Source organism: Pseudomonas sp. B20, from assembly GCF_020515755.1.
Lineage (GTDB): Bacteria > Pseudomonadota > Gammaproteobacteria > Pseudomonadales > Pseudomonadaceae > Aquipseudomonas > Aquipseudomonas syringae.
On sequence record NZ_JAHPJG010000020.1, the window covers coordinates 105,786 to 120,192 of the forward strand.

Below are 14,407 nucleotides of genomic sequence, written 5' to 3' on the forward strand. Positions count from 1 at the left end.
ATTGTCTGAGGCCCGAGGAGCGAACGCAGAGCGTCCGGAACGGCATCCCCACGCGGAGCGTGAGGAACGACAGGTATCAGTAGTGCTGATGCTCCGCGTCGCACCGCGCATCAGCGGCCGAACGCAGAGCTATCAGAACGGCATCTCCCAATCAGACTCCGATATTGCCCAGCGTCTGCACGATGTTGCGCAGAGTGCCGGCGATGGTCGGATGCTCCAGCTCGAAACGCTCGACGGCCAGATTCACGCCATCAGCCAGGCTGCTGTCCTGCTCGTGGGTGGCCTGTTCCAGCTGAATTTTAGTTTCAATTTGTTGCATGAGCTCGTGCAGGTTTTCCCGCTCGGACTCTGACATCGGCGGGTTATGCTCCAGTTGCTCGCGCAGGGTATTGAGTTGTTCTTGCAGTTCGCGGGCGGGCATGACGTGCTCCTTGATTGATAAGTCTGTCTCATGGACTTCGCCGGAGAGCTAAAGGTCCATGTTCAATCAAGACTAATCCAGTCTGCGCCCGGCTGCATATGTATCAGGGTTTTTCGCCCTTGCTGCGTCGCAGGGCAATGTCGGCCAGGCAGGATTCCAGTTCGCCCAAGTGGTCGATCACCGAGTGCACCCCCAGCGAATAGAGTTTGAGTGTGGCCTGCGCGCGTCGCTGTTCACGTTCGGCATTGCTGAGTGCCTGCCATTGTGAAGGCGAGAGCCCGCACAGCGGTCCGCAGGATGCCAGGCCAATGGTCCACAGCCCGGCGTTCAGCCCGGACTGCAACAGGCGCGGGTCGCCGCTGATCAGTACGCAGCCATCCAGATGGCTGACTTTCAGGGCCATCAATGCCATCCAGCAAGCATCCGGTGCGGGCCAGCCTGCGGTCGGGCGGGGGGCGGGAATCATCCAGTCATTGACCGGCACAGCCAGTGCGGCGCTCACGCTTTCAGGCAGTTCATCGAGCCAGGCGCATGGCATGCTTTGGTCACGCAGCGTTTGCAGAATAGCCTTTGCACCCGGTGTGAACTGCGTGTGCTCATCGCCGGGTGTGCGCGAATTTGCGGCCTGCGCACCGAAGTCCACCAGGCAGCCGCTGAGGCCGAACAGCAGGGCAGGGAAGGTTGGCAAAGGCGTGAGGACCGGGGCGAGCATGGGGATCTCTCTGAAATATCGAGAAACGCTACCGATCTTTTGTGACACTTCGATGAATGTGCGATGACGGAGTTTATCCGGAACCCTTTGCTGACAGACCTGCCTTATTCTCGACAGAAGGCTTTATACTCCCTGTCCTAGCGTGTGGGGGCGTAGCACCCGCGTCATTATTTCGATATCTCGATCAGGAGTGTCAGCTATGCCCGTGACCGGTGCAGGCTTTATCAAACGTTTGCTGCAATTGTCCCTGTGTGCCGGCATCGCGCTGGTTCCGGTGGCCGTGCAGGCCGCTGAAGATGATCCGTGGGAAGGCATCAACCGTCCCATTTTCAAATTCAACGACACCCTTGACGCTTACACGCTCAAGCCGCTGGCCAAGGGGTATCAGTACATTGCACCGCAATTCGTCGAAGACGGTATCCATAACTTCTTCAGCAACATCGGCGATGTCGGCAACCTGGCGAACAACGTGCTGCAGGCCAAGCCTGAAGCGGCGGGCGTCGACACTGCGCGTCTGATCGTCAACACCACCTTCGGCCTGCTGGGCTTCATCGACGTGGGTACCCGCATGGGCCTGCAACGCAACGATGAAGACTTCGGTCAGACGCTGGGCTACTGGGGCGTGCCGAGCGGCCCGTTCGTGGTCATTCCGTTCCTGGGGCCAAGCACCGTACGTGATGCGTTCGCCAAGTACCCGGACACCTATACCTCGCCCTACCGCTACATCGATCACGTCCCGACCCGTAACACGGCGCTGGGCGTCAACCTGATCGATACACGTGCCAGCCTGCTGTCTGCCGAGCGCATGGTCAGCGGTGATCGCTACACCTTCATTCGCAATGCCTATTTGCAGAACCGCGAGTTCAAGGTCAAGGATGGCAAGGTCGAAGACGATTTTTAATCGCTACTTTGCCGCTGCATGAATCAATAAAGGCGACCCTGGGTCGCCTTTATTATTTTGTAAAAGTGTGAACCGGTTCCGCCCGTTTTCATTTCATCGAGACGATTGAAAGCCCCAGTTTCTGTCCACCACCTTCTTCATCGTTCACCCAGACCACCTCGGTTTCGGCTTCAAGCCCCTTGAGCGCAGGATGGTCGGAGTCAATACTCACGCTGAGTTTGTCTCCCACCTGGAACGAGCGTGGCGCCTGAACCTGCATGCCCGAGCTGGAAAGGTCAATGCACACGGCGGGAATCACTTGGCCGGCATGGATCAGGTTTACGTCAGCATCGACGCGCATGCGGATGTAATCCCGCTTTTCCTCGTAGTCGCGATCATTTCGACTCATGTACAGTCCTTCGTTTTAGTTGCTGATTTGTGAGTTCTTATAACTCTGGGTGATTTGCGATGTAAAGAGCGCAAAGCGAGGGTAGGAGCATGCTTGAAACACCCGTCGGATGGGAGTACCGTCTGCGCCTTGAAGGGCACCTCTGAAACACGACAGACTTATCAAGTTGTTGCGTGTTATTGCGGAGAGGCTAGAAGCGAATCCAGTAAGCGGGTTCCGGTAATCCCGGGCCGCCTACGCCAACCTGATCTGGCGCCGTTTGCCCCCATGCCAAAAACCAGTGCCAAGCTGCTGATTATCGATGACGACGACGTAGTGCGCGCAAGCCTTGCCGCCTACCTTGAAGACAGTGGCTTCAGCGTTCTGCAAGCAAGCAATGGCTTGCAGGGAATTCAGATCTTCGAGCAGGAGAACCCCGATCTGGTGGTCTGCGACTTACGCATGCCACAGATGGGCGGGCTTGAGCTGATCCGTCAGGTCACCGCCATCGCTCCGCAAACGCCTGTCATCGTCGTTTCCGGCGCAGGCGTGATGAGCGATGCAGTCGAGGCCTTGCGCCTTGGCGCTGCCGACTACCTGATCAAGCCCCTCGAAGATCTTGCCGTACTCGAGCATTCAGTGCGTCGTGCGCTGGATCGGGCGCGCCTGCTCACTGAAAACCAGGTCTATCGCGAAAAGCTGGAAAAGGCCAATCGCGAGCTGGAAGCCAGCCTGCACCTGTTGCAGGAAGACCAGGACGCGGGTCGGCAAGTGCAGATGAACATGCTGCCGATCACACCGTGGTCGATTGACGCGTTCAAGTTTGCGCACCAGATCATTCCGTCGTTGTACCTGTCCGGCGATTTTGTCGATTATTTCAGGGTCGACGAACGGCGCGTCGCTTTTTACCTGGCTGATGTTTCAGGCCATGGCGCGTCATCGGCATTCATTACCGTGCTGCTGAAGTTCATGACCACGCGGCTGCTGTTCGAGTCCAAGCGTGGCGGAACGCTTCCGGAGTTCAAGCCTTCGGATGTGCTGGGGCATATCAACCGTGGCCTTATCAGTTGCAAGCTGGGCAAGCACGTTACGATGGTCGGCGGTGTTATCGATGAAGAGTCAGGTAAACTGACGTACGCAGTGGGCGGACATCTGCCATTGCCTGTGCTGTACTCCGAAGGGCAGGCGCATTATCTGGAAGGTCGTGGACTCCCGGTAGGGTTGTTCAATGAAGCCACCTACCAGGATCATGAAATCGATCTGCCCGAGTCCTTCAGTCTGACCATGTTGTCTGATGGCATACTGGACTTGTTACCCGGTGATACACTCAAAGAGAAAGAAGCTGTCCTTCCCGAACTGGTCAAGGCGGCTGGCGGCAGCCTGGATGGCTTGCAGCGGGTTTTTGAATTGGCAACGCTAGGGGAGATGCCGGATGATATCGCCTTGTTAGTGTTAAGCAGGAATCTTGAATGAGTACCGGTAGAATCCAGTTCGCCGAGCAGGAAGGCACCTTCGTTCTCAAGTTCGTGGGTGAAGTGCGGTTGACGCTGTGTTCGGCCCTGGATGCGACTATCGAGCGCATCTTCACTGCGCTGAATTTCTCGGCGGTGGTCATTGATCTGACTGAAACGCGCAGCATTGACAGCACCACGCTTGGCCTGCTGGCCAAACTGTCGATTCTGTCGCGCCAGAAGGTAGGACTGTTGCCGACCCTCGTGACCACTCACGAGGACATCACGCGCCTGTTGCAGTCGATGGGCTTCGATCAGGTCTTCAACATCGTTGACCTGCCTCTGCCGCGTCCTGAGTGCCTGACTGATCTGCCTTCACAGGACCAATGCGAAGAAGTGGTGAAAGCCAAGGTGCTTGAAGCGCACAAGATTCTCATGGGCCTCAACGACTCCAATCGTGAAGCGTTCCATGATCTGGTCAATGCACTGGAAGGTCAGCGCTAGGCACCAGTTGCGTCTGTCTCTCTGATCTCAGAACGGCAGGCAGCAAAAAGGGCGACACCTGCGAAGGTGTCGCCCTTTTTCATGTTCAGGCTTTTTTGGCGGAGAGCAGTGCTTCCAGCTTTTCCTGATCGCGAGCGAACTGGCGAATACCTTCAGCCAGCTTTTCAGTGGCCATGGCGTCTTCGTTGGAAGCCCAGCGGAACTGGCTCTCGGTCAGGCTCTGACGCGCTTCGCCGGCGTTGCCCGGTGCAAGCTTGCGTTCCAGAGTGCCGGTGTCTTCGGCCAGCTTCTTGAGCAGGTCGGTGCTGATGGTCAGGCGATCACAACCGGCCAGCTGTTCGATCTGGTTCAGGTTGCGAAAGCTCGCACCCATGACCACGGTCTTGAAGTCGTTGGCCTTGTAGTAGTTGTAGATGCGCGTTACCGATTGCACGCCCGGGTCTTCTGCGCCGGTGTAGTCGGTGCCTGTCGACTTCTTGTACCAGTCGTAGATACGGCCCACGAACGGCGAAATCAGGAACACCCCGGCCTCGGCGCAGGCGACTGCCTGGGCGAAGGAGAACAGCAAGGTCAGGTTGGTCTGGATGCCATCCTTCTCGAGCTTTTCAGCTGCGCGGATACCTTCCCAGGTGGCGGCCAGTTTGATCAGCACCCGATCACGCTTGATGCCTGCAGCGTCGTACAGACCGATCAAACGCTCGCTGCGTTCGATCAGGGCGTTGGTGTCGAAGGAGAGGCGTGCGTCCACTTCAGTGGATACGCGACCCGGAACCACCTTGAGAATCTCCTGACCGATGGCGACTGCAAAACGGTCGCAGGCCAGGCCGATGTCGCCCTTGCTACCGTCGAACGCTTCGCCCAGCATCTTGGCGTTGTTCGCGTCGGAAGCGGCCTTGAGCAGCAGGGAAGGGTTGGTGGTGGCGTCCTCGGGTTCGAGGCTCTTGATTGCGCCGAAGTCGCCGGTGTCAGCAACAACGGTGGTGAATTTCTTGAGTTGATCCAGCTTGGAAGTCATGAGCGTGCTCTGTCCTGTGCGGTTGGATGACATTACCCGAGCGCTGCCGACCACTCAAGGCCGCAGCGTTTACTGCTGTCGATGATAGGCCCTGAGGGACGGCATTGTCGTGAATACCTTTGTCTAGACTGTTTTTGAGCCTCGCACCGACTGCTTGTTCCCTTGATATGAATTTAACGCCTCTCAAGCGGCCTGCACGCTGCGGGATGGGTGCGACTATCAGACTATCGGTCCTGTAAAAGAGGGTTGCTGCATTGAGATGAGCCGGACTCGCAATCGGGCCCGCCTGTGGCGTCGAGCGGCGCATTGGGGTAAAGATGCTGTTCAACTCGCGATCATCTGAAGGAACCAGCATGCATTCACGACGCTTCCCCATCACTGCCGCAATCGGATTTTCCCTGGCGTCCATGGGCCTGTTTTCCATGGCTGCCAACGCCGCCGAGCTGTCACCCGATCAGTTGCTGAAAAAAGCCCAGGCCGAACAACCGGCCTACCTCGACACGGTCCGGCAACTGGTCGATATCGACACAGGCACCGGCCAGGCACCCGGGCTGAAGACCGTCAGCGCCATGCTGGTCGAACGTCTCAAGGCACTGGGCGCAGAAGTCTCCACCACGCCGGCAGAGCCTTCGGCGGGGGACAATATCGTCGGTACCTTCAAAGGCAACGGCACGCGGTCTTTTCTGTTGATGGTCCACTACGACACAGTGTTCGGGCCGGGCACCGCCGCCAAGCGTCCCTTCAGACTCGACAGCGAGCGCGCCTATGGCCCTGGGGTGGCAGATGCCAAGGGCGGCGTAGCGATGATTCTGCACGCGCTGAAACTGTTGCAGAATGAGCAGTTCAAGGCGTTCGGTACGCTCACTGTGCTCTTCAACCCGGACGAGGAGACTGGCTCCAGCGGCTCGAAAAAAGTCATCGCCGAACTCGCTCGCCAGCATGACTACGTGTTTTCCTACGAGCCGCCTGACAAGGATGCTGTCACCGTCGCCACCAACGGCATCAATGGCCTGCTCCTCGACGTCAAAGGCAAATCGTCACACGCAGGCTCCGCTCCAGAGGCCGGGCGTAATGCCGCCATCGAGCTGGCGCATCAGTTGCTGCAGCTCAAGGACCTCGGCGACCCGGGCAAAGGCACGACCGTCAACTGGACGCTGATCAAGGGCGGGGAGAAGCGCAACATCATTCCATCCAGCGCGTCGGCCGAGGCGGACATGCGCTATTCCGACCTCAGCGAAAGCGACCGCGTACTGGCTGATGGCCAAAGGATCGTGAAGAAGACGCTGGTCGATGGCACCGAAGTGACCCTGCGAATGGAAAAAGGCCGACCGCCGCTGGCCAGAAACCCTGGCTCCGAGCAACTGGCGAAAACCGCGCAGGCGCTTTACCAGAAAACAGGCCGCACTCTGGAGCCGATTGCCATGCGTTTCGGTACCGACGCGGGCTATGCCTACGTACCGGGCAGTGCAAAGCCTGCGGTGCTCGAAACCATGGGCGTGGTCGGTGCCGGGCTGCATGCCGACGATGAATACATTGAGTTGTCGAGCATCGCGCCCAGGCTTTACCTGACCGTGGCGTTGATTACGCAGTTGTCGAAGGGCGATGCGACACCCTGAGGGCCTGTGAGGTGAGGGCGGCAAGGCGTGGTCTCCGGTCCGCGCCATCTGTCGAGGTATCGGGCATTGCGATTGACCTGAGCGCCGATAAACGATTAACTGTATATGTATACAGTTAATCAGAAAAGGCTCGCCTCATGAGTGTTACCTTCCTTGGCCCGTTGTCGGCAGGGGGCATCAAGCTCCCGTTCATATCGCTGTCGTCCGTTGGCGCCAGATCGCCAGTGGTCGAGAAGCATGTTTCCATTGCCGAGCTTTGCGAGGTCCGTGAGCCGCACGCCTACCTGGCCAGGATCGAAGATCAAGGCATGCAAGGGGGCGGCATGTGCAGCGGGGACATGCTGGTGGTCGACCGCAGCCAGTACGCCGAGCACGGTGACATTGTCGTTGCCTCGCTCAATGCACGGCAGATCTGCCGGCGTTTGCACATGCGTGGCGATGTGGTGATTCTGGAATCGCAAAACCCGGATTACCCGTCACTGCATGTCACCGACAACGATGATCTGATCATTCTGGGCGTGGTTACCTACAGCCTGAAAAACCTGCTGGAGGGCCGCGCTGCATCATCAGCTCATCGATGAACAGCCGCATGTCCTTGCATTGCACGCCGCTGCGTGATCTGCTGCCCACTCTTTCGCTTTTACCGGAATACCGAGCGCATGCAAGAACGACTTGACCAGTTACGGCTCCCCAAGCCTGTACAGGGAGCAATCAGTGATCTGGTAAGGGCGCTCGACGCAACCAGCACTCGCGCCGACGTGGAAGCCGAAGCGGCGTTGCAGATCGAATACATTCACGGTCTTGAGACCAGCAGAAAGCTGCGTCCAGCCGATGCCGAAGCGCTTTACATCATTTTCGACGACGCAGTTCAGGCCCGTTTACAGGCACTTGCCGATTAGACTCGGTATTCCGTTATCGCCCTGCCTGCGTGAATTTCACTTCAGACGTTATTTGTCCGCTGGATAGGGACGGATGCATTGGCTTACCCTACGAATCTGCAATCTGCGGGTTCATGTTCAGGTTTGAATGGCTATGCGGTTATCAGGCTTCATCCTCGAGAACATCGAACCTATCGTGCGCGAGTGGACCGATTTCGCGCGCACCCTGTCCACCCTCGGCGAGCCTCTGGATACCACAGAGCTGAGAGATCATGTCGAGCAAATGCTGCGGGCTATCGCGACTGATCTGCAAACGGATCAATCGCTGCAGCAGCAGGTCGACAAATCGCAGGGCCACGCCGTTTCGCACGAAGACACTGCGGCGAAAATCCACGCAATCACCCGATTGATGTCGGGCTTCACCATTGATCAGGTGGTCTCGGAGTTTCGGGCATTACGGGCAAGTGTGATCAAGCAGTGGATGTCGCAAGAGGCGCTGGATACTCAGCAGCAGATCGAAGACATGATCCGCTTCAATGAAGCCATAGATCAGGCCCTTGCCGAGTCCATCACCAGCTACACAGGCGCGGTTCAGGCGTCACGCAATATCTTTCTGGGCATCCTCGGGCACGACTTGCGTACCCCGCTAAGCGCCATATTGCTGGGTGCCGACGTGCTATTGCGCACCCATGATCTGGGCGCTCGTCCAACCAAGGTCGCCTCGAGGATCTATTCCAGCGTGAAGCGCGCCAACCAGATCGTTGGTGATTTACTCGACTTCACGCGTTCGCAGATCGGCCCCGGCATCCCGCTGAAAAAGACCGAAATCGATATGCAACCCATCTGCGTCCGCATCGTTGAAGAATCGAGTACGGTCCACCCGGAAGCAGACATTCGCCTGACTTCAGACGAACCGGTCATTGGTCGCTTCGATGGCGATCGCCTCGAGCAGGTCTTCTCCAACCTCATCGGCAACGCCATACAGCACGGCAATAGCTCTGATCCCGTTGAAGTGACGCTGGCCGTCTCGGAGAGCGAGCTGCGCTTTACCGTCCACAACACCGGCAGCCCGATTCCCGAAGACGTGCTTCCGTTCATCTTCAACCCGATGGACCGCTATTCACCCGAAAAGATGACCGACAACGGACCTTATTCAAGCCTGGGGCTGGGCCTGTTCATCGTCGACAGGATTGTCGATGCGCACGGCGGGCGTATCGAGGTGACGTCGAAAGTTGAGCTGGGGACTACGTTTGCGGTCGTTATTCCGTTGAATGCGGAGTGAGGTCGGGGTAGGGGCTATAGAAACGGGATTTCGGTTTCTATCGGATATCACATGTATGCTCCATGCAAACACTCGATCCTGGCTAACGCATCACTTCATCGAGCTGATTCAGACTCAGTCCCGATTGTAGAAAATCCAGTCCCTCTGGTTCTTCCAGTCCAAGTAAAACAGTGGAGATCTGCCGGTAGGCGTTACGAAACAGCGAGCTGCCCAGGCTGATCCGGCGAACGCCGACTGTCCTGAGTCTGTCAATCGTCATACCGAAAACAGGCAGGACGTTGAGAGGTTTGCTGATCGCTCTCTGAATCGCCTCAAGGTCCTCGATCGACTTCACGCCGGGTGCGAACAGACAATCGGCTCCAGCTTCTTCAAACGCGACCAGCCGTTCAATAACCTCGGTCAACGAATACGCGTGCGCTCCAAGCAGATAGTCTGTCCTGGCGGTGACGATGAAATCGGCATCGAGCGCGTGGGCGGCCTCACTGGCAGCGCGCACCCGATCGCACGCTTCTTCGATGGAGAAATACAGCGGTGTGGCCGGGTCATGATAGTCGGATATATCCTCAATGGACGCACCGGCGCAGCCGACGGTCAGGGCTCTTTTAAAATGCTCCTCGACCTTGCCCAGTGTTTTCGCCAGACCATTCTCCAGGTCTGCCGTCACGGGTATGTCCACTGCCCGAACGATGCGCTCAATCGCCGCAAAGCGATCTTCATTGTCCATCGAGGGAGATGAATCGCGGTAGCCCTGTGCATAGGCAATCCCCGCGCTGGTGGTGCCGAGGCTGGCGTAGCCCAACTGCTGAATGAGGCGCGCGCTTCCCTCACACCATGCATTGGGCATGACGAATAACTCATCGCGTTCATGTAACTTTCTGAATGCCTGGCTGGTGTTCATGGCGCCTCCCTGAAAGGGCAAGCATAGTCCTCTTCATAAAGAGCATGATTAAAAAGAAGTGAAGGGACTGCCATGAGCATTCAGATAAAAAACTGGAAGCCCATCTGCAGTTGAATTGTTCGTCAGAGGCGACGACGGTTTTCGGCTGACGATCATTGGCGAAGAAGTATTGGCGGCCGCTGAAAAGATTCTCGCCATGCATGACAATTTGTTCCGCTTGAAGAACAAGAACCCTGATAGCGAATTGCGTCTGGGCATGCCGGATGATTACGCACTCTTTTTCCTTCGCGGGATTGTAAAAGCCCTGGCTTTATCAAACCCCGATCTCAAGATAAAGCTGGTCTGCAAGACGTCGTCGTTATTGATAGATGACGTCGACCAGGGTCTACTGGACATGGCCGTTGTCGCAGTGCCGGAATCTCGGGTCATGGAGCATTCTGAATACATCAGGCATGAGGAACTGCACTGGATCGGCGATGCCAGGCTAGTCAGGGCAGGGCATCCGATACCGTTGGTGCATTTTTCCGATGGATGTATATGCCGAGAGGTCTCTGTCCAATCCTTGCAGTTTGCCGGGATGGCGTCCGAGATACGATTCACCTCAGAGTCCAATTTTGCCGTTTTCAATGCCATCAATGCTGGTGTAGGTATCGGCGTGGGCGAGTTATCACTCATTCCGGGCGATACGCCCATTATCACAAGCTCGCTGCTTCCCGCATTGCCCGCCATACGGATGTCTGTCCTCTACAGCGACGATCGCATTTCCAAAGCTGTCCTTTCCAGAATAAGCACCAGCATTGTGAGGAGCGTTAATGCTGTCTGCGAGCAGAATATCCTTGGAAAAGCGCGCCCGGAAAATGCCTTTGCCGTTGGGGCTTTTTGACGCGTTAAATTCCTGTGCCTGAAATCCGGCTGCGAATCAGCACGTCATCAGAACTGTCGCTTTCCTGATAAACTATCGGCCGTTCCCGATTGACCGCGTCTCTGCGTGCGGGCCACCGTGTGGTCCCACAGCGCGCAGCGCGATCTTGTTACTGAAGGCTCAGCCATTAGCAAAGCGTTCTATTACAGCCTGAAACGCAGGGCAGTGCTGTCGTGCTACCTCGATGTTCTCAAGCGCCTGCCGACACGGCGGGCGAGTGAGATCAATCAGTTACTGCCGCACGCGTCGAGGAGCTTTCACGAGATAGGCAATTAACGTTCTGCGACGGGTCTACCAGTAGATGAGTGGAACTTGGCTGTTCCCCAGACCAAGCCGAGTATCGCCGCCAGGGACGAAGCGCTAAGCACACCCAATTTAGCTGCCGCCAACAGTCCAGGATCGTCAAACGCCAAGCCTGAAATGAAGATTGACATCGTAAATCCGATACCCGCTAGTAGTCCCACCAACCCAACGCCTGGCCAACTGACGCCATCAGGCAGTTCGCAGACCTTCAGTTTGATCAGCACGAAACTGGCGATCATTACCCCCAAAGGTTTGCCAAGTATCAAGGCGGTCGTTACCCCAATAAACAAGCCTTGCGCCACCGTCTCGTTCAGGTTGATACCCTTTAGACTGACTCCGGCATTGGCCAGTGCGAACAGCGGCATGACACAGTAGGCGACCCATGGGTGCAGTCCCATTTGCACTCGCTGCACAGGAGATAACATTTCTCGCTCTGCATGACGCAATTGTTTCAGTGGCTTGGCTACTGCCTTTGGACTCTGCTCAGCGTGCGAGAAGCGTTCCATGAGTTCTTGAAATGTACGCCCGATCGTATCCAGAGGTTGCTCACGCAATGGCTTGGAATTGACGGGCGTCATCAGCCCTAGAACAACACCGGCAAGCGTTGGATGAACGCCGGTTTTCAAGAGCCCAAACCAGACAATCGTTCCAGGTAGGACATAGGCGTAAGCTTTGCCAATACCCATGCGTTGAAATATCAGCACGAGCAGCAACCCTGCTGCTGCAATGACCAACCCCAGATAATCCAGGCTGGCGGTGTAGAAAACAGCAATGATCAGTATGGCAACGATGTCATCAATGATCGCCAGAGCCAGGAGGAGGACTCTCACCGAGCCGGGAATCGATTTACCCAAAAGAGCAAGTACGCCGACGGCAAAGGCAATGTCCGTCGCAGTCGGCACAGCCCAGCCGCTGGAGGCCGGGGTGCCGAAATTGAGCAGCGTATAGATAAGCGCAGGCACGGCCACACCACCCAGCGCAGCACCAATAGGTAACGTCGCAAGCTTGAAACTGGAAAGCGCACCGTCGCTGATCTCTTGACGGATCTCCGCGCCGACGACCAGGAAGAACACCGTCATCAATCCATCGTTGACCAGAAAATGCAGCGACCGTGAAATAGTGAAGTGCCCAAGACCTAGAGTCAGTTCGGCGTTCCAGAAATGCTCATACGAATCTGCTATCGCACTGTTGGCCCAAAGGAGCGCGACGATAGCCGCTAACAAAAGTGCAATGCCGCTGACTGCTTCGATATGGGAGAACCGCTCCAGCGCTGAAAGCGCGCGTTCGGTTAGAACTTGAGGACGAGGAATAGATGAAGATGCCGGTTTTTTGCTGGCCACAGTCAGACTCCACTGGCGGCCCGACCAGCGCTTGCTTTTAACCTGCGCACAGCTTTATGCAATGGCGCACCCAGGGCGATCATAGGAAGCTCGGCGCGCAGATGCAATGCTCGGTCCTTTATGCACTGAACCTTACGTCAGTAAACGGACTCCACCCATCTAGATAATCAGAGGCAGATTCCGTTTGCTTCATAAGCAGTTGTCCAAAAAGGTAAAGCTATGATCGCTCGATGGCGTTGGATACTGGCGCAACTGACAAAGAAGCTTTGGCTCAGAGCTACTTTGTTTTCACTGTTAGGCGTAGCAACTGCTTTGATATCAATCTTGCTCAAGGACTCGATTCCGTTTTCTCTGTCGGCCCGCATAGGTGCCGATGCCGTCGACAAGATCCTGAGTATCATTGCCTCCAGCATGCTTGCAGTGACCACCTTTTCGTTAAGTACTATGGTGACAGCGTATGGCGCGGCGAGCAGTGGCGTGACACCGCGTGCGACGACGCTGGTAATGGAAGACACGACAACACAAAACGCTCTCGCGACGTTCATCGGCTCATTTCTATTCAGCCTGGTAGGCATTATCGCCTTGAGCACCGGAGTCTATGGCGCCCAAGGGCGCGTGCTCCTGTTTGCAGCGACCATAGTGGTGGTCATCCTCATCGTTTACACACTTCTGCGCTGGATCGATCACCTTTCGAAACTGGGGCGAATGGGCGAGACAATTGACCTGGTGGAGAACGCGGCCATTAATGCCATTGATCATAGAGTTCGGTGGCCATACCTGGGCGGGGTGGCTTTCCCACAGGCGTGGGCTGTGCCACTTGGCTCTCGGACCATCACCAGTGAGTCGACTGGATATGTTCAACATATCGATGTCCAGGCACTGAGCGAGGTGGCGGAGGCCGGAAATCTTCAAATATTCGTGGATATTCTCCCGGGTAGTTTCGTCCACATGAGAATGCCACTGGCCTATCTCGTACCTCTGACTAAAGGGGCTGCCGAGGTCACTACTGTGCCCTCGGAGAAGGTACTCGCCACGTTGACGATAGGTATCCGGAGAACCTTCGAACATGATCCCCGCTTTGGACTGTCAGTGCTTTCGGAAATAGCATCCCGCGCTCTGTCCCCCGCAGTGAATGACCCCGGTACGGCCATTGATGTCATCGGGCGAGGCGTACGTAGCCTGACTGCGTGGGGTCAGCCACAGCCGGTTGCCCTGGAACATGAAAGCAGCTGCGGCCAGGTTTTTCTGCATGGATTGAATGTGGACGACTTATTCGATGACTTCTTCGCGCCGATAGCCAGAGATGGCGCGGCAATCATCGAAGTGGATCTGCGCTTGATGAAAGCCTTGATCAGCCTTGCTCAGATCAATCCCGCTCTGTTCAATGCCGTTTGCGCGAGGCACGCGAATCTCCTGTTGAGAAGATCAGACAGCGCCTTGACATTGAACGAGGAAAAACAACAACTAAGGGCACTGGCAGACAAGTTGCTGTCTCGCTAGCCTGGCAGATGACCCTGTCCAGACGTGAGCGTGTAGCTACCGCCAAAATTTCGGTTTCAAACATCGTTCTTGCAGCCGGGCAGCAAGCTCAGGATACGGTACGGCAGGCTGATAATACGCTGGGTGATCTCGTAGAACGCCTGGTGCACGACGGATGGAGGTGGTACGGCGAGCTCGACTGGCGAAACCAATAGCGCAGAACCTGATGAATGTGGACGGCATTGCTTTTCGACGAATCGCTTAAAGTTTCCACTTTAGGGTCGATAGCCTGTTGACATGTCAACCACAATTTTAAAG

15 protein-coding genes and 2 pseudogenes are annotated in these 14,407 nt (G+C 56.4%); 11 read left to right on the plus strand and 6 right to left on the minus strand.

The genetic code is table 11. The features are described 5' to 3' along the window. Positions 1 to 151: 151 nt before the first annotated feature. Together LIX91_RS19530 and LIX91_RS19535 are read right to left on the minus strand one after the other, a co-directional pair. Positions 152 to 421: a DUF4404 family protein gene (locus LIX91_RS19530; RefSeq protein WP_003315072.1), complete on the minus strand. Its 270-nt coding sequence runs from the start codon at positions 419 to 421 to the stop codon at positions 152 to 154. 103 nt (positions 422 to 524) lie between these two features. After that, the gene (locus LIX91_RS19535) at positions 525 to 1,133 is read right to left on the minus strand and encodes a hypothetical protein (RefSeq protein WP_003415907.1); all 609 of its coding nucleotides are present in this window, start codon (positions 1,131 to 1,133) and stop codon (positions 525 to 527) included. 199 nt (positions 1,134 to 1,332) lie between these two features. On the opposite strand from LIX91_RS19535, the gene LIX91_RS19540 reads away from it, so the two are divergent. Further along, positions 1,333 to 2,034, plus strand: a complete 702-nt coding sequence (locus LIX91_RS19540; RefSeq protein WP_003415908.1) for a VacJ family lipoprotein — start codon at positions 1,333 to 1,335, stop codon at positions 2,032 to 2,034. Between the two features lie 88 nt (positions 2,035 to 2,122). Here the strand turns inward: LIX91_RS19540 and LIX91_RS19545 are convergent, their stop codons facing one another. Further along, positions 2,123 to 2,422, minus strand: a complete 300-nt coding sequence (locus tag LIX91_RS19545; RefSeq protein WP_003415910.1) for a PilZ domain-containing protein — start codon at positions 2,420 to 2,422, stop codon at positions 2,123 to 2,125. Between the two features lie 267 nt (positions 2,423 to 2,689). Here LIX91_RS19545 and rssB point away from each other — a divergent pair, with 267 nt between their 5' ends. Together rssB and rssC are read left to right on the plus strand one after the other, a co-directional pair. Beyond that, positions 2,690 to 3,874: a two-component system response regulator RssB gene (rssB, locus tag LIX91_RS19550; protein ID WP_003407019.1), complete on the plus strand. Its 1,185-nt coding sequence runs from the start codon at positions 2,690 to 2,692 to the stop codon at positions 3,872 to 3,874. After that, positions 3,871 to 4,356, plus strand: coding sequence for an anti-sigma factor antagonist RssC (gene rssC / locus LIX91_RS19555; protein WP_226488999.1), 486 nt, complete (start codon positions 3,871 to 3,873; stop codon positions 4,354 to 4,356). Before rssB ends, rssC begins: the two co-directional genes overlap by 4 nt. Before the next feature lie 85 nt (positions 4,357 to 4,441). Here the strand turns inward: rssC and tal are convergent, their stop codons facing one another. Beyond that, positions 4,442 to 5,371 carry a transaldolase gene (tal, locus tag LIX91_RS19560; protein ID WP_004410285.1) on the minus strand — a complete coding sequence of 310 codons (930 nt, stop codon included), beginning with the start codon at positions 5,369 to 5,371 and terminating at the stop codon, positions 4,442 to 4,444. Positions 5,372 to 5,724: 353 nt separating this feature from the next. On the opposite strand from tal, the gene LIX91_RS19565 reads away from it, so the two are divergent. From LIX91_RS19565 to LIX91_RS19580, 4 genes are all read left to right on the plus strand, one after another. Continuing rightward, entirely contained in the window at positions 5,725 to 6,987 is a 1,263-nt protein-coding gene (locus tag LIX91_RS19565) for a M20/M25/M40 family metallo-hydrolase (protein ID WP_004410287.1), read from the plus strand. A gap of 137 nt (positions 6,988 to 7,124) precedes the next feature. Next, on the plus strand, positions 7,125 to 7,568 hold the full coding sequence (locus LIX91_RS19570; RefSeq protein WP_003415915.1) for a LexA family protein: 444 nt from the start codon (positions 7,125 to 7,127) through the stop codon (positions 7,566 to 7,568). A gap of 78 nt (positions 7,569 to 7,646) precedes the next feature. Continuing rightward, entirely contained in the window at positions 7,647 to 7,886 is a 240-nt protein-coding gene (locus LIX91_RS19575; protein ID WP_024642150.1) for a hypothetical protein, read from the plus strand. Between the two features lie 133 nt (positions 7,887 to 8,019). Next, positions 8,020 to 9,147 (plus strand): sensor histidine kinase, encoded by a 1,128-nt coding sequence (locus tag LIX91_RS19580; protein WP_003415916.1) that lies wholly within the window; start codon positions 8,020 to 8,022, stop codon positions 9,145 to 9,147. 82 nt (positions 9,148 to 9,229) lie between these two features. Here the strand turns inward: LIX91_RS19580 and LIX91_RS19585 are convergent, their stop codons facing one another. Further along, positions 9,230 to 10,045, minus strand: coding sequence for an isocitrate lyase/phosphoenolpyruvate mutase family protein (locus LIX91_RS19585; RefSeq protein ID WP_226489000.1), 816 nt, complete (start codon positions 10,043 to 10,045; stop codon positions 9,230 to 9,232). Positions 10,046 to 10,160: 115 nt separating this feature from the next. On the opposite strand from LIX91_RS19585, the gene LIX91_RS19590 reads away from it, so the two are divergent. Beyond that, entirely contained in the window at positions 10,161 to 10,928 is a 768-nt protein-coding gene (locus LIX91_RS19590) for a LysR substrate-binding domain-containing protein (RefSeq protein ID WP_226489001.1), read from the plus strand. Between the two features lie 132 nt (positions 10,929 to 11,060). Continuing rightward, positions 11,061 to 11,243, plus strand: a pseudogene (locus LIX91_RS19595) (hypothetical protein); the annotation flags it as partial. On the opposite strand, the gene nhaA reads toward LIX91_RS19595, so the two are convergent. Further along, positions 11,240 to 12,610, minus strand: a complete 1,371-nt coding sequence (nhaA, locus tag LIX91_RS19600) for a Na+/H+ antiporter NhaA (RefSeq protein WP_226489002.1) — start codon at positions 12,608 to 12,610, stop codon at positions 11,240 to 11,242. The pseudogene LIX91_RS19595 and the gene nhaA overlap by 4 nt on opposite strands. A gap of 219 nt (positions 12,611 to 12,829) precedes the next feature. On the opposite strand from nhaA, the gene LIX91_RS19605 reads away from it, so the two are divergent. Both LIX91_RS19605 and LIX91_RS19610 read left to right on the plus strand, forming a co-directional pair. Continuing rightward, positions 12,830 to 14,110, plus strand: coding sequence for a DUF2254 domain-containing protein (locus tag LIX91_RS19605; RefSeq protein ID WP_226489003.1), 1,281 nt, complete (start codon positions 12,830 to 12,832; stop codon positions 14,108 to 14,110). Beyond that, positions 14,101 to 14,333: pseudogene (locus LIX91_RS19610) on the plus strand (diguanylate cyclase); the annotation flags it as partial. The gene LIX91_RS19605 and the pseudogene LIX91_RS19610, both read left to right, overlap by 10 nt. Between the last annotated feature and the right edge of the window lie 74 nt (positions 14,334 to 14,407).